The sequence below is a fragment of the Kosakonia sp. H7A genome (assembly GCF_003028445.1).
GTDB classification, from domain to species: domain Bacteria; phylum Pseudomonadota; class Gammaproteobacteria; order Enterobacterales; family Enterobacteriaceae; genus Kosakonia; species Kosakonia radicincitans.
Genome location: NZ_PYTZ01000006.1, coordinates 190,463 through 205,013 on the forward strand (window position 1 = coordinate 190,463; position 14,551 = coordinate 205,013).

Sequence of the window (14,551 nt, forward strand, 5' to 3'; positions counted from 1 at the left end):
CATAAAAATGGAACATAATTTTAATTTATTGGGGTAACTCATGTTTAAAAAATCTCTGGCTCTTGCTTCACTCCTTGGCGCATCCTTCGCTTCACAAGCGGTCACTGTAGACTTACGTCATGAATACATCGATAGCGGTTCAAACGCCGATCGCGTTGCGGTTTCTCACCGCTTTGAAAATGGCGTTGGTTTTGGTGTGGAAGCGAAATGGAAATCGGGCGGCGACGATGCGGATAAACCGCTAACGGAAATCGTCGGTAACGGTCACGAAGAATCCATTAACTGGCGCTGGGCAGCGACCAAAAATATTGCGTTAACACCAGGCTTTAATATCGAAAGTAAAGATACCAACTCTATCTATAAACCCTATATTCATGCGCAGTACAGCTTCGATAACGGCGTTTATATTGCCGGCCGTTACCGCTATGAATACACACGTAACCCGGATTCCAGCACCGTTGATAACAAGGTCAACAAATTCGATGCATGGCTCGGCTGGGCGATGGGCGATTATCGCGTTGAGCTGAACTATGTTTACGCCAAAAGCACCGAAGATGTTATTCGCGAAAACAACAAAACCTATTCCAACGAATACAACGCTAAAGTGGCCTATAAACTGGATAAAAACTGGTCTCCGTATGTGGAAGTCGGCAACGTTGGCGTGAAAACCACTGACGAACGCCAGACCCGTTTCCGCGTCGGTGTCGCGTACTCTTTCTGATTGTCTGCATTACCCTCAATAAATTCCCCGGAGCTTTTGGCCGGGGATTTTTATGCCCGTCATACTGCCCGTCATACTTCACGCTGCAGGTGCGTTGCATGCCGGATGGCGCGAACGCGTATCCGGCCTACAACAAGACGGTCTTTTTATGTTCTCGTGAATGTATGCCTTAAATAATTCGCGTTGCAGGAAGGCGGCGACGCAGCGAATCCCCAGGAGCTTACTGAAGTAAGTGACTGGGGTTCGCGAGGAAAGCCAACGCATCTGCAACGCGAAGTATGACGGGCATAGGGCATAGGGAGGTAAAAAAAAGCCCTCCGGGGAGGGCAAGGCCAGTTACAGAAACACTTACTCAAAATCTATGCTTGCAACAAGGTGCGTTGTTCCGGAAGTTTCGCGATATAGAGCGCCGGTTTGCCGTCTTTATCCGAACTAAACAAAATCGCGCTGTCGTCCGGTGTGAACGACGGATGTGGATGGGTTACCTGGCGGCTGTTGGCAAACGTCGCCCATGAGGTGTCGTGTCGCGCCACGCGGAAATAGCCTTTTTGCGCCACGTCGAAAACGTACAAATAAGGATCGTTATCGATGGTGTAACCGCTGGTATCTTTCACATCTACCGGCGTACCGGAACCATCACCAACCAGCAGCGTGCCGTCGAAATTACTCATCAGATGCGAGCAGGCAGGCATGGGCATTACAGCTTCATTGACGCCGGTATCCGGGTTGAAACGGTAAATCATACGGCCCTGTTCTCCCTTCAGATACGAGACATACACCAGCGCGGAACCGTTCGGCACCCAGAATTCGTGCGTGCAGCTTTCGCCTTCAGCGTGATCTTTCACTTTGCGCACGTTGCTGCCGTCTTCATTCACCAGCCACATCCGCGCATCCACCAGATCGTGTGGGCCTTCATGGCAGAACGCGACGGTATTGTCATCGAACGGACGGTAAATGGGATGTCCGAGCCAGTTTTTCTCTTCATGGATTACGCTGCTTGCGCCGCTTTTCAGATCGACACGCAGCAGGCGGCAGTGCGGCCCTTTGTGGAAGAAATCATGGAACAGTTTCCAGTCATTCAGCGGCGTCCAGTCGCTGGCGGCAATCTCGATCCCCACCAGTTTGCTGCAATCGCTATTGGCAACCCAGGTGCCGTAACCGACCCACTCATCCGGCACGCGATAAACTTCACGCTCTGCCAGCGTCTGCAAATTCACTTCGCGCAGGGTGCGATCGTTTTTCACATAGTAGAGCGCGCTGTCATCCGGAGAGAGAAAACCACCGAAGGTGTTGTCGCCCGCGCCTTCCGTTAACTGAATGGCTTCGGCTTTGGCGATATCCAGCAGGTAGTAGTTCCAGTGTCCGTCAAATTCACCGGCGAATAGCAGATGGCTGCCATCATTAAAGAAACACTTTTGATAAAAGTAATTCCGGTGACAGGTCACTTCCGGTGGGGTTAAGCGGGTGACTTCCGCGCCGGTATCCGGATCGCGGCTGATTGCATAATTGAGTTTTACCCGCATGCCTTTCGCCATTATTTCGCTCCTTTTTCGGGTCTGCTGGGAAAGCGTGCGTCCCAATGATGACCACTGATTCTCATAAGTTTAAAAACATGGTGTTAAATTATCAAAACATTGTTTCAGTATGTGTGATTGCTGACGCACTTTATAAGAAAATTCCAGCTATTACGCAGTATGTGGAGAGAAGAAGAAGCCGGGTGAAAGCGAACTTTGATTTTAAACAGGAAAAGTGCTGATCGGCTGCCGGAATTCAAAGATTAGCTTAACTTATTGTTTGATATTATTAATTTCAAGCTCAGGATGTAAAGAAACCCCTCCGCTGGCGCTGTCAACGCCAAACAATCGTGATCGCACTTACAGATTTCATAATAATCAGCATAAAAATTGAAACGTTGTTTTATTAATAATTGAAAACATGTTTTAGCCGGGATAAGATGCGTCTAAAGAAGAAACGGAACGACGTTTCCAGTTCCGTTTTGCGCCGTTTCGGTCAAATTTACGTCGGAGGTTATTGTGGAAGTCAGACAAAGCATCCACAGTGCGCACGCCAAAACGCTGGATACCCAGGGCCTGCGCAATGAGTTTTTAGTTGAAAAAGTGTTCGTTGATGACGAATACACCATGGTCTACAGCCACATCGACCGCATCATTGTCGGCGGCATTAAGCCGGTACAGAAAAACGTTTCTGTCGGCGGCGAAGTGGGTAAGCAACTTGGCGTGACCTATTTCCTCGAACGCCGCGAGCTGGGGGTCATCAACATTGGCGGTCCGGGTACCATTACCGTTGACGGCCAGTGCTATGAAATTGGTCACCGCGATGCGTTATACGTTGGCAAAGGCGCGAAAGAAGTGGTTTTCGCCAGCATCGATAGCGCAAAACCGGCCAAGTTCTACTACAACTGCGCGCCGGCGCACATGACCTTCCCAACGAAAAAAGTGACCCCTGCGGATGTCGCGCCGGTCACCCTTGGCGATCCGCTCACCAGTAACCGCCGCACCATCAATAAATATTTCGTGCCGGATGTGCTGGAAACCTGCCAGTTAAGCATGGGGCTGACCGAGCTTGCGCCGGGCAACTTGTGGAACACCATGCCGTGCCATACCCATGAACGCCGCATGGAAGTCTATTTCTACTTCAACATGGAAGAGGATGCCTGCGTTTTCCACATGATGGGAGAACCGCAGCAAACGCGTCATATCGTGATGCACAACGAGCAAGCCGTCATTTCTCCAAGCTGGTCCATTCACTCGGGTGTCGGTACGCGTGCGTACACCTTCATCTGGGGAATGGTGGGTGAGAACCAGGTCTTTGATGACATGGATCACGTCGCTGTAAAAGATCTGCGCTAATTGCGGGCAGCATAAAACCATGCCTGTCCGGTACAGGCGCTGATAGATTAAGGAACTAACATGATTCTGGATGCATTTTCTCTTCAAGGTAAGGTTGCGGTGGTGAGCGGTTGCGATACCGGTCTCGGTCAGGGGATGGCGCTGGGTCTGGCGGAAGCAGGCTGCGACATCGTTGGCATCAACATCGTTGAACCAACAGAAACCATCGAGCGCGTGACCGCGCTGGGCCGTCGTTTTCTCAGCCTGACCGCCGATCTGCGTAAGATCGACGGCATTCCGGCACTGCTGGAACGTGCGGTCGCAGAGTTCGGTAAGATCGATATTCTGGTAAATAACGCCGGTTTGATCCGCCGTGAAGACGCGATCAACTTCAGCGAGCGGGACTGGGATGACGTCATGAACCTGAACATCAAGAGCGTATTCTTTATGTCTCAGGCGGCGGCGAAACACTTTATCGCTCAGGGTAACGGCGGCAAGATCATCAACATCGCTTCCATGCTCTCCTTCCAGGGCGGCATCCGCGTTCCGTCTTACACCGCGTCAAAAAGCGGCGTAATGGGCATCACCCGTCTGCTGGCTAACGAATGGGCGAAGCACAATATCAACGTCAATGCGATTGCGCCGGGCTACATGGCGACCAACAACACCCAGCAACTGCGCGCCGACGAACAGCGCAGCGCCGAGATCCTCGATCGTATCCCGGCTGCGCGTTGGGGTCTGCCGAGCGATCTGAAAGGGCCGGTGGTGTTCCTCGCGTCGAAAGCATCTGACTACATCAACGGTTACACCGTGGCCGTTGATGGCGGCTGGCTGGCACGCTAACTCGCCTGCCGGCGCCTGAAAAAGCCTGCCTGCGGGCAGGCTTTTTTATATCTGCATAATGTTTGTCCATATGTGTTTAATTGAAAAATCCATATCTATTTCTCGTGAAATCACACTCTTCTTTATAAATTTTATAAAAATTAGATATTTAAAATTAGTTTAGTGCTTAAACTATATTTTCAAAATTGTAAACTCCATCACAAAACACTATGCCATAGCGAATTAATCCATATCTTCGCGAGTTCCTCACTGACGCTCCCTGCGGTTGCTGACTTACTTTCATAGAACACCTTACTTTGTGCAGGCAGGGAAAAAATGACTTCTATCAGTAATGACTCTGTAACACTTCCGCGCGCGTTGCGTGACACCCGGCGGATGAACCTGTTTGTTTCTGTTTCGGCAGCGGTCGCCGGGCTGTTGTTTGGCCTTGATATCGGCGTGATCGCCGGTGCGCTGCCGTTTATTACCGATCATTTTGTGTTGAGCAGCCGCCTGCAGGAGTGGGTGGTGAGCAGCATGATGCTTGGCGCAGCGCTGGGCGCACTGTTTAACGGCTGGCTCTCGTTCCGCCTGGGGCGTAAATACAGCCTGATGGCCGGTGCGGTGCTGTTTGTTGCCGGTTCACTCGGTTCGGCGTTTGCCGGTAGCGTGGAAATGCTGCTCCTTTCTCGCGTGCTGTTGGGCATTGCGGTGGGGATTGCTTCATACACTGCACCGCTCTATCTCTCAGAAATGGCCAGCGAAAACGTACGCGGCAAGATGATCAGCATGTACCAGTTGATGGTAACGCTGGGGATTGTGCTGGCATTCCTCTCCGATACGGCGTTCAGCTACAGCGGTAACTGGCGGGCGATGCTCGGCGTGCTGGCGTTGCCGGCGGTGCTTTTGATTATTCTGGTGATTTTCCTCCCCAACAGCCCGCGCTGGCTGGCGCAAAAAGGGCGTCATATCGAAGCGGAAGAGGTGCTGCGGATGCTGCGCGATACCTCGGAAAAAGCCCGCGAGGAGCTGAACGAGATCCGCGAAAGCCTGAAACTGAAACAGGGCGGTTTTCAGTTGTTTAAAACCAACCGCAATGTGCGCCGCGCGGTGTTCCTTGGCATGTTGTTGCAGGCGATGCAGCAGTTTACCGGGATGAACATCATCATGTATTACGCGCCGCGCATCTTTAAAATGGCCGGGTTTACGACCACTGAGGAGCAGATGATCGCCACGCTGGTGGTCGGGTTGACCTTTATGTTCGCCACCTTTATCGCGGTATTTACGGTGGATAAAGCAGGGCGTAAACCGGCGCTGAAAATTGGTTTCAGCGTGATGGCGATTGGCACGCTGATCCTCGGTTACTGTCTGATGCAGTTTGATAACGGCACGGCGTCCAGCGGTTTGTCCTGGCTGTCGGTCGGCATGACTATGATGTGCATCGCCGGATATGCGATGAGCGCCGCGCCGGTCGTGTGGATCCTCTGCTCGGAGATCCAGCCGCTGAAATGCCGTGACTTTGGTATCACCTGTTCAACCACCACTAACTGGGTGTCGAACATGATTATTGGCGCGAGTTTCCTGACGTTGCTGGATGCGATTGGCGCGGCCGGGACGTTCTGGCTCTATACGGCGCTGAATCTGGTGTTTGTCGGCGTCACGTTCTGGCTGGTACCGGAAACCAAAAACGTCACGCTGGAGCATATCGAGCGTCGTCTGATGTCCGGCGAGAAGCTGCGGGATATTGGGGTTTAACGGTTTGACGTATGTGGAATTGTTCCGTTCATCATATGTTTAGCAGACGCGTAAGCTCTGTGGCTCGTGAACGGGAGAAGGGATGCTGCCGCGCACCCCTTCTCAATCCCCGCGGGGGACACAACCCCGGCTGTGAGCCTGGTGTAACCAAAAATTGTCTCATCGCTGAAGGTGTTGCAGCGCGTAGGCCCGGTAAGCGCAGCGCCACCGGGCAATAACCATTACACCCGCAATAACCATTACACCCGCGCCAGATAGAGCGCTGGCATTCCTTCGGCATCCGAGGTGTAGAGCACCCATTGATTATCCGGCGTAAACGACGGATGCGGATGCGTCACCTGGCGGTCGCCGTCCAGCACTTTCCAGCTACTGTTATGCTGGCAAATCGCAGTCTGCTCGCCGCTGTTGATATCGAAAACCCAGATAAACGGATCGTTAAGATGAATATCGCCGGTATGGTGCGGTGCGCCGTCGCCCACCACTAAACTGCCATCTTCGTTACTCATCAAATGCGAGCAGGGTGGGATCGCCATTAACTGACGGTTTTCCAGCGTCTGCGGATCGGCGCTGAACAGGTAGCGCCGCGGATCGTTCTCCTGATGTGCCACGTAATAGAGCGCGGAGCCGTCCGGTACCCAGAATTCATGGGTAAAGCTCTCTCCCGGCTGGTGCTGGCGGACCTTGCGCAGGTTGCTGCCATCTTCATTAATCAACCACATACGCGCATCAATCACATCGCGCGGCCCTTCATGACAAAATGCCACGGTGGAATCATCAAACGGACGGTAAATCGGGTGCCCCAGCCAGCGTTTTTCCTGCAACAACGTGTCGCGTTCGCCGCTGTGTAAATCGATGCGGATCAACCGGCATTCCGGCTGCGTAAAGTAGAAGTCGCGGAATTTTTGCCAGTCGGTCAGCGGTTGCCAGTCGCTTTTCTTGATTTCGATACCCACCAGTTTTGTGCAGGTTGAATTCGCCACCCAGGTGCCGTAAGCCACCCAGTCGTCATCGACCTGATAAACGATATGCTCTTCCAGTGTGTGCAGATCAACGCGCCGTAATTCGCGGGTGTTTTTTACATACCACAGTGAACGATCGTCCGCCGATAAAAAGCCGCCGAAAGTATTATCCCCGGCGCCTTCGGTTAACTGTGTTGCTTCGTGACGGGCGAGATCCAGTAAATAGTAATTCCAGTGGCCTTCAAATGCGCCGCCGAAAAGGAGTTTCCCGCCGTCGCGGGTAAAGCATTTTTGGTAGAAGTAATTACGGTGACAAATAATGTGCGGCGGCGTCAGACGAATAACCTCGTGCCCCGTTTTTTCATCGTGCTGGTGACGTAAGGTGAGTGGAACAATTTTCCCCTTTGCCATCTGCGGCTCCTTAGATAAAAAAATACCCTGCCGCGGGCAGGCAGGGTATGTCGTGACGGAAAAACGTTAGCGCATCGCGCGTTTCAGGATTCGTTCAGCCTGGCGCTGGAAATCAGCGGCTGTTTCTTCCACGGATTTCTGACCATAATCGATGTACTGAATCGCCGTGCCGAACTGGGCAACAATCTGCGGATCGTCAAAGTACGGCGACACAGAGAGTTTGGTCGGCAGAGACTGCGCCAGGCGCAGACCCGCCACCGAGGGATCGTTCTCTTTGATTGCACCGTTGGCGGTCAGCGTTTGCACTGCGGCTTTGCTCAGCGGCACGCCACGCTCCAGACCCAGCGTTTCCACACCCTCTTTGCTGTTGAGCAGGAAGTTAATCACTTCTGCCGCTTCTTTCGGATGTTTGGTGGATTTACCAATCGACAACATCTGCGCCGGTTTGAAGAACAGACCCGCGTCCGTTGCACCTGGCAACATCGGGTAATCACCCAGCACCAGTTTGGCTGGCGGCTTCAGGTTGTCGGAGTATTTGGTGATGGTGGAGTTCCACATATAAGTACCGGCCCATTCACCTTCGATCCACGGCTTCATCTCATACATGTTGCTCTTACCGAACGACGCATAATATTTGGCATCCGGCATCACATGGCTATCGACCAGTTTTTTATACATCTGGAAGAATTCCACCCACTGCTCACTGCTGTAGCTGAATTTCTTCGCTTTTTCGTCAACGGCCGGAATGTTGTACTTCTGCACCATGTAAGAGTTCAGCAGCGCCAGCGTATCCTGATGCTCCAGCACCACCGGGTAATACTGTTTGCCGAGCTTGCTTTCGAAAGTTTTGCCTGCGGCTAACAGCTCATCCCAGGTTTTCGGGAAGGCGACACCCGCTTTTTTCCACTGCTCATCGTTAAAGTAGAAGACGCGCGCGGTAACGGAGATCGGAATGCCGTTCAGCTTGCCGTCAACGGTGGTGGATTGCAGCTCTTTGGCGTCGAACTGGCTCAAATCGATGATGTCTTTCACCTGGTTCAGGTCGTAGAAGCCTTCGCCATTTTTCGAGAAAATCGGCAGCCAGTTCCAGTTGGTTTGCATTACATCCGGTTCGGTACCGCCTGCGATTTGTGTGGTCAGACGGGAGAGGTGGCCGTCCCAGCCGGTATATTCGGATTTAACGTTAATGTTCGGATGCTGTTTGTGAAACTCTTCCAGCGCTTTTAATGTGACCTGATGACGACCGTTGCCCCCCCACCAGGACATACGCAGGTCAACATTATCAGCAGCAGTTGCGGGTACAGCGCACATGCCCAGAGTTGCGGAGATAACGGCGCCTATAAGCACTTTTTTCATTTTTATACTCCAGAGTTTGTTTAAACTTTATTCTTCAGGCTGCTGCGTTGTTGACTGCGCCTGCGCACCCCGGTCACTTACTGATATAAGCTCCCGGGGATGCACCGGCTTGCCGCCTCGACGCATCCCGAAGGATTTCGTTTTTTTATAGGGAAATGTTCTGTTCTGTTTTTGCGTCAAAAATATGACACTTATTCATATCAAACTTAAAATACACCTTACGATGAAGTCCCTTTGCAATCATTGGCTTAGCTTCATCGGAAGGAATTCGTGCCGTTAACTCGTAGTCAGCGACTTTCAGGTAAATAAAGAACTCGTGCCCCATGTTTTCGACACGCACCAGATCGCCGCTGCCGCAGTCTTCATCGAACGGCTCATCGGCAACGGAGACAAATTCCGGACGTACGCCGAAGAACACCTCTTTGTCGGCATAGCCCACCACTTTCTCCTGCTGACGCGCATTCAGCGCCAGCGTTTCGTGGCCGAGGGTGATATGCAGTTGCTCACCCTTTTTCACAATTTTCGCCGGTTTGATGTTCATTTCCGGCGCGCCGATAAAGCCCGCCACGAACATGTTTTTCGGGTAGTGATAGAGGTTGTCCGGGGTATCGACCTGCATGATATGACCGAGCTTCATCACGCAGATGCGATCGCCCATGGTCATCGCTTCGGTCTGATCGTGGGTGACATACACAGTGGTTGCCGGTTTACCGGATTTCTTCAACTGCTTGTGCAGGTCGGAAATACGGATGCGCATGGAAGCACGCAGTTTGGCATCGAGGTTCGACAGCGGTTCGTCGAACAGGAACACATCCGGCTTTTTCACAATCGCGCGGCCGACCGCTACACGCTGCGCCTGGCCGCCGGAAAGCTGACGCGGCAGCCGGTCCATCAGCTCTTCCAGTTCGAGGATTTTCGCCGCTTCATCCACCTGTTTGGTGATCTCATCTTTCGGCAGCTTGCTCAGCTTCAGGCCGAAGGCGAGGTTTTCCCGCACGGTCATATGCGGGTAGAGCGCGTAGTTCTGAAACACCATGGCAATACCGCGCGCCTTCGGTGCGAGGTTATTGACGATCTTCTCGCCGATGCGCACTTCGCCGCCGCTGATGGTTTCAAGGCCTGCCAGCATACGCAGGGTGGTGGATTTGGCGCAGCCGCTTGGTCCGACAATCACCATAAATTCACCGTCGGCAATTTTCAGGTCGATACCATGTACCGCTTTGAAGCCGTTGGAGTAGACTTTTTCCAGTTTGTTGAAAATCACTTCAGCCATGATACTTCCCTCTTAACCTTTAATTCCGCTGCTGGTTACGCCCTGTACGAAGTAGCGTTGTGCCAGGAAGAAGACAATGATGGACGGCAGAATGGAGATACTCGCCATTGCCAGAATTTCGTTCCACGGCGCACCTTCGGTCACGTCGATGGACATTTTCAGCGCCAGTGCGATCGGGTATTTGTCCACGCTATAGACGTAAATCAGCGGCCCGATAAAGTCGTTCATTGACCACATGAACTGGAACAGCGCGACAGAGATAATGGCCGGTTTCAGGATCGGCACCACCACGTACCACAGCACCTGCCAGGAGTTACACCCGTCGATCTGCGCCGCTTCTTCCATGTCGCGCGGCACGCCGCGTAAGAACTGAATCAACATAAAGACGAAGAAACCTTGTGTGGCGAAAGCCAGTGGCAGATAGAGCGGCATATAGCTGTTGAGCATGCCCATTTCACGGAACATCAGGTACTGCGGGATCAGCAGCACGGTGCTTGGCAGCAGCATGGTGGCGATCAGCGTACCGAACCAGAAGTTCTTCCACGGGATTTCAAAGCGGGCGAAACCGTAAGCCACCACCGTTGAAGAGATAATCGTCAGGATCACTTTCGGGATCACATACTTGAAGGTGTTCAGCATGTAATGGCCGAAGGTGTACTCCGTCCCGGTTTTCCAGCCGTTGATAAAACCGTCCCACGTTGCGTGCGTCGGCCACAGCCCCAGCGTGGTGAAGATTTCATGGTTCGGTTTGAACGACGCAGAGAACATCCACGCCAGCGGGTAAAGCATTAACAGGCCGACAAAGAGCAGGATCGTATAGCGGATCCAGGCGCTGATTTTCTCGCGGCGCAGGGTGCGCGCCACTTCACGTTCGGCTTCCTTCATGCCCGGCGTGAGATGTTGGATATCAGCCATTTTTGCCTCCCTTATCGGCAGAGTAGAACACCCAATATTTCGAGGATTTAAAGGCGATGGAGGCAAAGACCGCCACGACCAGGAACAGAACCCAGGCCAGCGCCGCACCGTAGCCCATATCGAAATATTTGAAGGCGGTATCGTAGATGTAGAGCGAGAACAGATAGGTGTAATAGGTCGGGCCGCCGCCGGTGATGACATACGGGCCGGTAAACTCCTGAAACGCCTGCGTGGTCTGCATAATAAAGTTGAAGAAAATCACCGGCGTAATCAGCGGTACGGTCACTTTCATGAACATCTGCCACTTGCTGGCACCGTCGATCATTGCCGCTTCGTACTGGGATTGCGGGACGTTTTGCAGTGCGGCAAGGAAGATCACCATTGCAGAGCCAAACTGCCACACGCGCAGCAGCGTCACCGACATCAGCGCCAGCGACGGTTCGCCCAGCCAGTTCACCGGATCCAGGCCGAACACGCCGATAAAGCTGTTCAGCAGGCCATCAATGGCGAACAGCGCGCGCCACAGTACGGCAATGGCGACAGAGCTGCCGAGAATGGACGGAATGTAGTAAGCCGTACGGAAAAAGCCGATGCCGCGAAGTTTAAAATTCAGCACAAAGGCAATACCCAGCGCAAAGGCCAGTTTCAGCGGGATGGTCAAAAAGACATAAGCAAAAGTCACGCCCATCGATTTCCAGAAGAGGGTATCTTCCGTAAACATGTAGCGATAGTTTTCGATGCCGTTAAATACCGGCGGGCTCATCAAATCGTACTCAGTAAAACTGAGAAAGAATGATGAAATGAATGGGAAAGCCGTAAAGACTATCAACCCAATAATGTAGGGCGATATCCAGGCCAATCCCAGTAGTCTGTTTTCATTCATACATACCTACCTGGCGAACAATGTGTAATACGGATTCGGAGAGTTACTTTCTCCCGCCGCCGTAGCCGCGGGGATAAAAACAGCGTCTGTATGTGCGCTCGCTCACAATATTTGCCGTAGCCAGCGCAATGTAGGTCTAACTACCAGAAATTATTAGTAAAACACCTGGTTTTAATAACGTCTGAACATGCATTCTTGATTTGTAAAACATCGTTTTAAAATATTTTATTGGGTTTTAAATTCGCGTCATTCGATTAATTCGCGAAATGTGATCAAAGTCGAAACGATGTTTCAATAAAGTGAGGTGGTAGCGTTTTTCGCCCGAAAAACACGAGGTTTACAGAATCATCCAGGGGAAATAAACACCTAATGTTGCCGCGGATTAAGTATCGCAGAATGAAACCATTCAAAATGAAAACGATGATCTGGCGAATTATTTTACTGTCTGTGGGAAATAAAAAACGCCCCCAATAATGGGGGCGTTAATTAGGGTGCTTACTATCATTATTTTAAGAAATCTTCGCGCACCGGGGTGAAGGTATCAAGCAGGGTTCCCGCCTTCAGGCAGACGCAGCCGTGCATAATGTGCGGTTGCTTATAAAGAGTATCGCCTGCGGTGACGATATGTTTCTCATCACCGATGGTAAATTCGAATTCACCGGATAAGACATACGTGAGCTGTTCGTGAGGATGGTTGTGCATCGGGCCGATGGCACCTTGTTCGAACATGACTTCGACCGCCATCATTTTGCCGCCATGGGCGAGGATACGACGCGTTACGCCGTTGCCCAGATCGTCAAGCTGAGTGTCTTTATGGAAGATAAACATCGGGCTGTCCTGTAGTGAAGAAAAGAGTTAGTGAAACGTTGTTTCAAAATAATTTATCTCAGCGTTCCGCAAAAATAAACGCGAGACCAGAGAAGTTGAAAGTCGATCACAACTTTGATTGACTGATTGCAAAACCTGACGGAGAAACGCTATGAAAACGATAGGGCTGCTGGGTGGGATGAGCTGGGAATCGACCATCCCTTACTATCGCCTGATTAACGAGGGTGTGAAGGCCCGGATGGGAGGTCTGCACTCCGCCAGTTTGTTGCTGCACAGCCTGGATTTTCACGAAATCGAAGCCTGCCAGGCAACGGCACAGTGGCATAAAGCGGGTGAGATCCTCGCGCAGGCCGCTGCGGGTCTGGAGCAGGCTGGCGCGCAAGCCATTGTGCTTTGTACCAACACCATGCACAAAGTGGCCGGGCAAATTGAAGAGCGTTGCCATATTCCGTTCCTGCATATTGCCGATGCCACCGGGCGCGCCATTGAAAGCGCGGGCATGCGCAACGTCGCGCTGCTGGGCACGCGTTACACCATGGAGCAAGATTTTTATCGCGGGCGGCTGGAAAAACAGTTTGGTATCGAAACCTGCGTACCCGGCCCGGAAGATCGCGAACGCGTGAATGAAATCATCTTTGAAGAGCTGTGCCTTGGCACATTCAGCGATGAGTCGCGTTACTATTTTATCAATCTGATCAAACAAATGGCGAGTGAAGGCGCCGAAGGGGTGATTTTCGGCTGTACCGAGATTGGCCTGCTGATACCGGAAAAGAGCAGCCCGATTAAGGTGTTTGACACCGCCGCGCTGCACGCGGCCGATGCAGTGAATTTTATGCTCTCTTAGGACTCGCCCAGCATGGCGGCCAGCGGCTGGGCGATCAGCGGCATGGCTGCCTGTAAATGGCGCGCGAAAGCATCCACCAGCGCCGACGCCGGACGATGCAGTGGGCGGATCAGACTGACGGTAAAGGGGACGTCGATACTAAAACGGCGCACGGCGATACCGCTGGCGGCGTAATCCAGCGCTGTCAGCGGGTTAACCACAGAAAGCCCAACGCCCGCGCGCACCATTGCACAAACCGAGGCGGCGCTGTGGGTTTCCAGCACCATTCGCCGTTTCACCTGATGTTCCGTAAACAGCGCATCCAGCAGTTGCCGGTAGCTATCGGTACGCGACAGGCTGATGTAATTCTCCCCCTGAAAATCGGCTGGCGTCAGCACCGTTTTGCTGGCCAGCGGGTGATCCTGCGGCATCACGCACACTTCATTACAGGTCAGCAACGGCGTTCGTTCGGTGCCCGCCGGGGTGCTCAGCGTTTCGGTCAGGCCTAAATCATGGCGCTGTGCCGACAGCCACTCCTCCAGCAACGGCGACTCCTGCGGCACAATGTTCAGGCTGACATCCGGATAGCGGGCGAGAAAAGGTTGTAACAGCAGCGGTAAAAAAGATTGCGAGAAGACGGGCAAACAGGCGACGGAGAGTTCCCCCTGGCGAAACTCGCGCAGGCTTTCGGCGACGCTGACAATTCGGTCCAGCCCGTACCATGAGCGCTGCACCTCTTCAAACAGCCGCAGCCCTTGTACCGTAGGATGCAAACGCCCGCGCGAACGTTCAAACAGCTTCAGCCCCAGCACCTTTTCACAGCGCGCCAGCTCGCGGCTGACCGTCGGCTGCGAGGTATGCAGCAAGGCTGCGGCTTCAGTCAGATTGCCGGTGGTCATCACCGCGTGAAAAATTTCGATATGGCGCAAGTTAACAGCTGGCATCGCGGGATCTCG

The 14,551-nt window shown here is 52.6% G+C and carries 13 protein-coding genes; 5 read left to right on the plus strand and 8 right to left on the minus strand.

The features are described from left to right. Window positions 1-40 precede the first annotated feature (40 nt). The gene (locus CWM66_RS19675) at window positions 41-721 is read left to right on the plus strand and encodes a porin (protein WP_007370326.1); all 681 of its coding nucleotides are present in this window, start codon (window positions 41-43) and stop codon (window positions 719-721) included. Between the two features lie 359 nt (window positions 722-1,080). Here the strand turns inward: CWM66_RS19675 and CWM66_RS19685 are convergent, their stop codons facing one another. Next, window positions 1,081-2,256, minus strand: a complete 1,176-nt coding sequence (locus tag CWM66_RS19685; RefSeq protein WP_007370327.1) for an oligogalacturonate lyase family protein — start codon at window positions 2,254-2,256, stop codon at window positions 1,081-1,083. Window positions 2,257-2,754: 498 nt separating this feature from the next. On the opposite strand from CWM66_RS19685, the gene kduI reads away from it, so the two are divergent. The 3 genes from kduI (at window position 2,755) to CWM66_RS19700 (ending at window position 6,147) form a co-directional block, all read left to right on the plus strand. After that, complete coding sequence (gene kduI, locus CWM66_RS19690) at window positions 2,755-3,591, plus strand: 5-dehydro-4-deoxy-D-glucuronate isomerase (protein ID WP_007370329.1); 837 nt, start codon at window positions 2,755-2,757, stop codon at window positions 3,589-3,591. Between the two features lie 60 nt (window positions 3,592-3,651). Next, window positions 3,652-4,413 carry a 2-dehydro-3-deoxy-D-gluconate 5-dehydrogenase KduD gene (gene kduD, locus CWM66_RS19695; protein ID WP_007370330.1) on the plus strand — a complete coding sequence of 254 codons (762 nt, stop codon included), beginning with the start codon at window positions 3,652-3,654 and terminating at the stop codon, window positions 4,411-4,413. A 315-nt stretch (window positions 4,414-4,728) separates the two neighbouring features. After that, window positions 4,729-6,147 carry a sugar porter family MFS transporter gene (locus tag CWM66_RS19700; RefSeq protein WP_007370331.1) on the plus strand — a complete coding sequence of 473 codons (1,419 nt, stop codon included), beginning with the start codon at window positions 4,729-4,731 and terminating at the stop codon, window positions 6,145-6,147. A 239-nt stretch (window positions 6,148-6,386) separates the two neighbouring features. Here the strand turns inward: CWM66_RS19700 and CWM66_RS19705 are convergent, their stop codons facing one another. The 6 genes from CWM66_RS19705 to CWM66_RS19730 form a co-directional block, all read right to left on the minus strand. Next, window positions 6,387-7,517: an oligogalacturonate lyase family protein gene (locus CWM66_RS19705; protein ID WP_107147121.1), complete on the minus strand. Its 1,131-nt coding sequence runs from the start codon at window positions 7,515-7,517 to the stop codon at window positions 6,387-6,389. Between the two features lie 66 nt (window positions 7,518-7,583). Further along, the gene (locus CWM66_RS19710; protein ID WP_079517399.1) at window positions 7,584-8,873 is read right to left on the minus strand and encodes an ABC transporter substrate-binding protein; all 1,290 of its coding nucleotides are present in this window, start codon (window positions 8,871-8,873) and stop codon (window positions 7,584-7,586) included. A 145-nt stretch (window positions 8,874-9,018) separates the two neighbouring features. Beyond that, the gene (locus tag CWM66_RS19715; RefSeq protein ID WP_007370334.1) at window positions 9,019-10,146 is read right to left on the minus strand and encodes an ABC transporter ATP-binding protein; all 1,128 of its coding nucleotides are present in this window, start codon (window positions 10,144-10,146) and stop codon (window positions 9,019-9,021) included. A gap of 12 nt (window positions 10,147-10,158) precedes the next feature. Next, entirely contained in the window at window positions 10,159-11,061 is a 903-nt protein-coding gene (locus CWM66_RS19720) for a carbohydrate ABC transporter permease (RefSeq protein ID WP_007370335.1), read from the minus strand. Further along, window positions 11,054-11,944 (minus strand): carbohydrate ABC transporter permease, encoded by an 891-nt coding sequence (locus tag CWM66_RS19725; protein WP_007370336.1) that lies wholly within the window; start codon window positions 11,942-11,944, stop codon window positions 11,054-11,056. Before CWM66_RS19725 ends, CWM66_RS19720 begins: the two co-directional genes overlap by 8 nt. Before the next feature lie 504 nt (window positions 11,945-12,448). After that, the gene (locus CWM66_RS19730) at window positions 12,449-12,772 is read right to left on the minus strand and encodes a cupin domain-containing protein (protein ID WP_007370337.1); all 324 of its coding nucleotides are present in this window, start codon (window positions 12,770-12,772) and stop codon (window positions 12,449-12,451) included. A gap of 151 nt (window positions 12,773-12,923) precedes the next feature. Here CWM66_RS19730 and CWM66_RS19735 point away from each other — a divergent pair, with 151 nt between their 5' ends. Then, on the plus strand, window positions 12,924-13,616 hold the full coding sequence (locus CWM66_RS19735) for an aspartate/glutamate racemase (protein ID WP_007370338.1): 693 nt from the start codon (window positions 12,924-12,926) through the stop codon (window positions 13,614-13,616). On the opposite strand, the gene CWM66_RS19740 is transcribed toward CWM66_RS19735, so the two are convergent. Then, the gene (locus CWM66_RS19740; RefSeq protein ID WP_090397917.1) at window positions 13,613-14,539 is read right to left on the minus strand and encodes a LysR family transcriptional regulator; all 927 of its coding nucleotides are present in this window, start codon (window positions 14,537-14,539) and stop codon (window positions 13,613-13,615) included. The two genes, CWM66_RS19735 and CWM66_RS19740, sit on opposite strands and share 4 nt — an antisense overlap. Between the last annotated feature and the right edge of the window lie 12 nt (window positions 14,540-14,551).

Coding starts and splice junctions, on each gene's coding strand:
- CWM66_RS19675 (WP_007370326.1), top strand. CDS start 41: ATGTTTAAAAAATCTCTGGCTCTTGCTTCACTCCTTGGCGCATCCTTC.
- CWM66_RS19685 (WP_007370327.1), bottom strand. CDS start 2,256: ATGGCGAAAGGCATGCGGGTAAAACTCAATTATGCAATCAGCCGCGAT.
- kduD (WP_007370330.1), top strand. CDS start 3,652: ATGATTCTGGATGCATTTTCTCTTCAAGGTAAGGTTGCGGTGGTGAGC.
- CWM66_RS19700 (WP_007370331.1), top strand. CDS start 4,729: ATGACTTCTATCAGTAATGACTCTGTAACACTTCCGCGCGCGTTGCGT.
- CWM66_RS19705 (WP_107147121.1), bottom strand. CDS start 7,517: ATGGCAAAGGGGAAAATTGTTCCACTCACCTTACGTCACCAGCACGAT.
- CWM66_RS19710 (WP_079517399.1), bottom strand. CDS start 8,873: ATGAAAAAAGTGCTTATAGGCGCCGTTATCTCCGCAACTCTGGGCATG.
- CWM66_RS19715 (WP_007370334.1), bottom strand. CDS start 10,146: ATGGCTGAAGTGATTTTCAACAAACTGGAAAAAGTCTACTCCAACGGC.
- CWM66_RS19720 (WP_007370335.1), bottom strand. CDS start 11,061: ATGGCTGATATCCAACATCTCACGCCGGGCATGAAGGAAGCCGAACGT.
- CWM66_RS19725 (WP_007370336.1), bottom strand. CDS start 11,944: ATGAATGAAAACAGACTACTGGGATTGGCCTGGATATCGCCCTACATT.
- CWM66_RS19730 (WP_007370337.1), bottom strand. CDS start 12,772: ATGTTTATCTTCCATAAAGACACTCAGCTTGACGATCTGGGCAACGGC.
- CWM66_RS19735 (WP_007370338.1), top strand. CDS start 12,924: ATGAAAACGATAGGGCTGCTGGGTGGGATGAGCTGGGAATCGACCATC.
- CWM66_RS19740 (WP_090397917.1), bottom strand. CDS start 14,539: ATGCCAGCTGTTAACTTGCGCCATATCGAAATTTTTCACGCGGTGATG.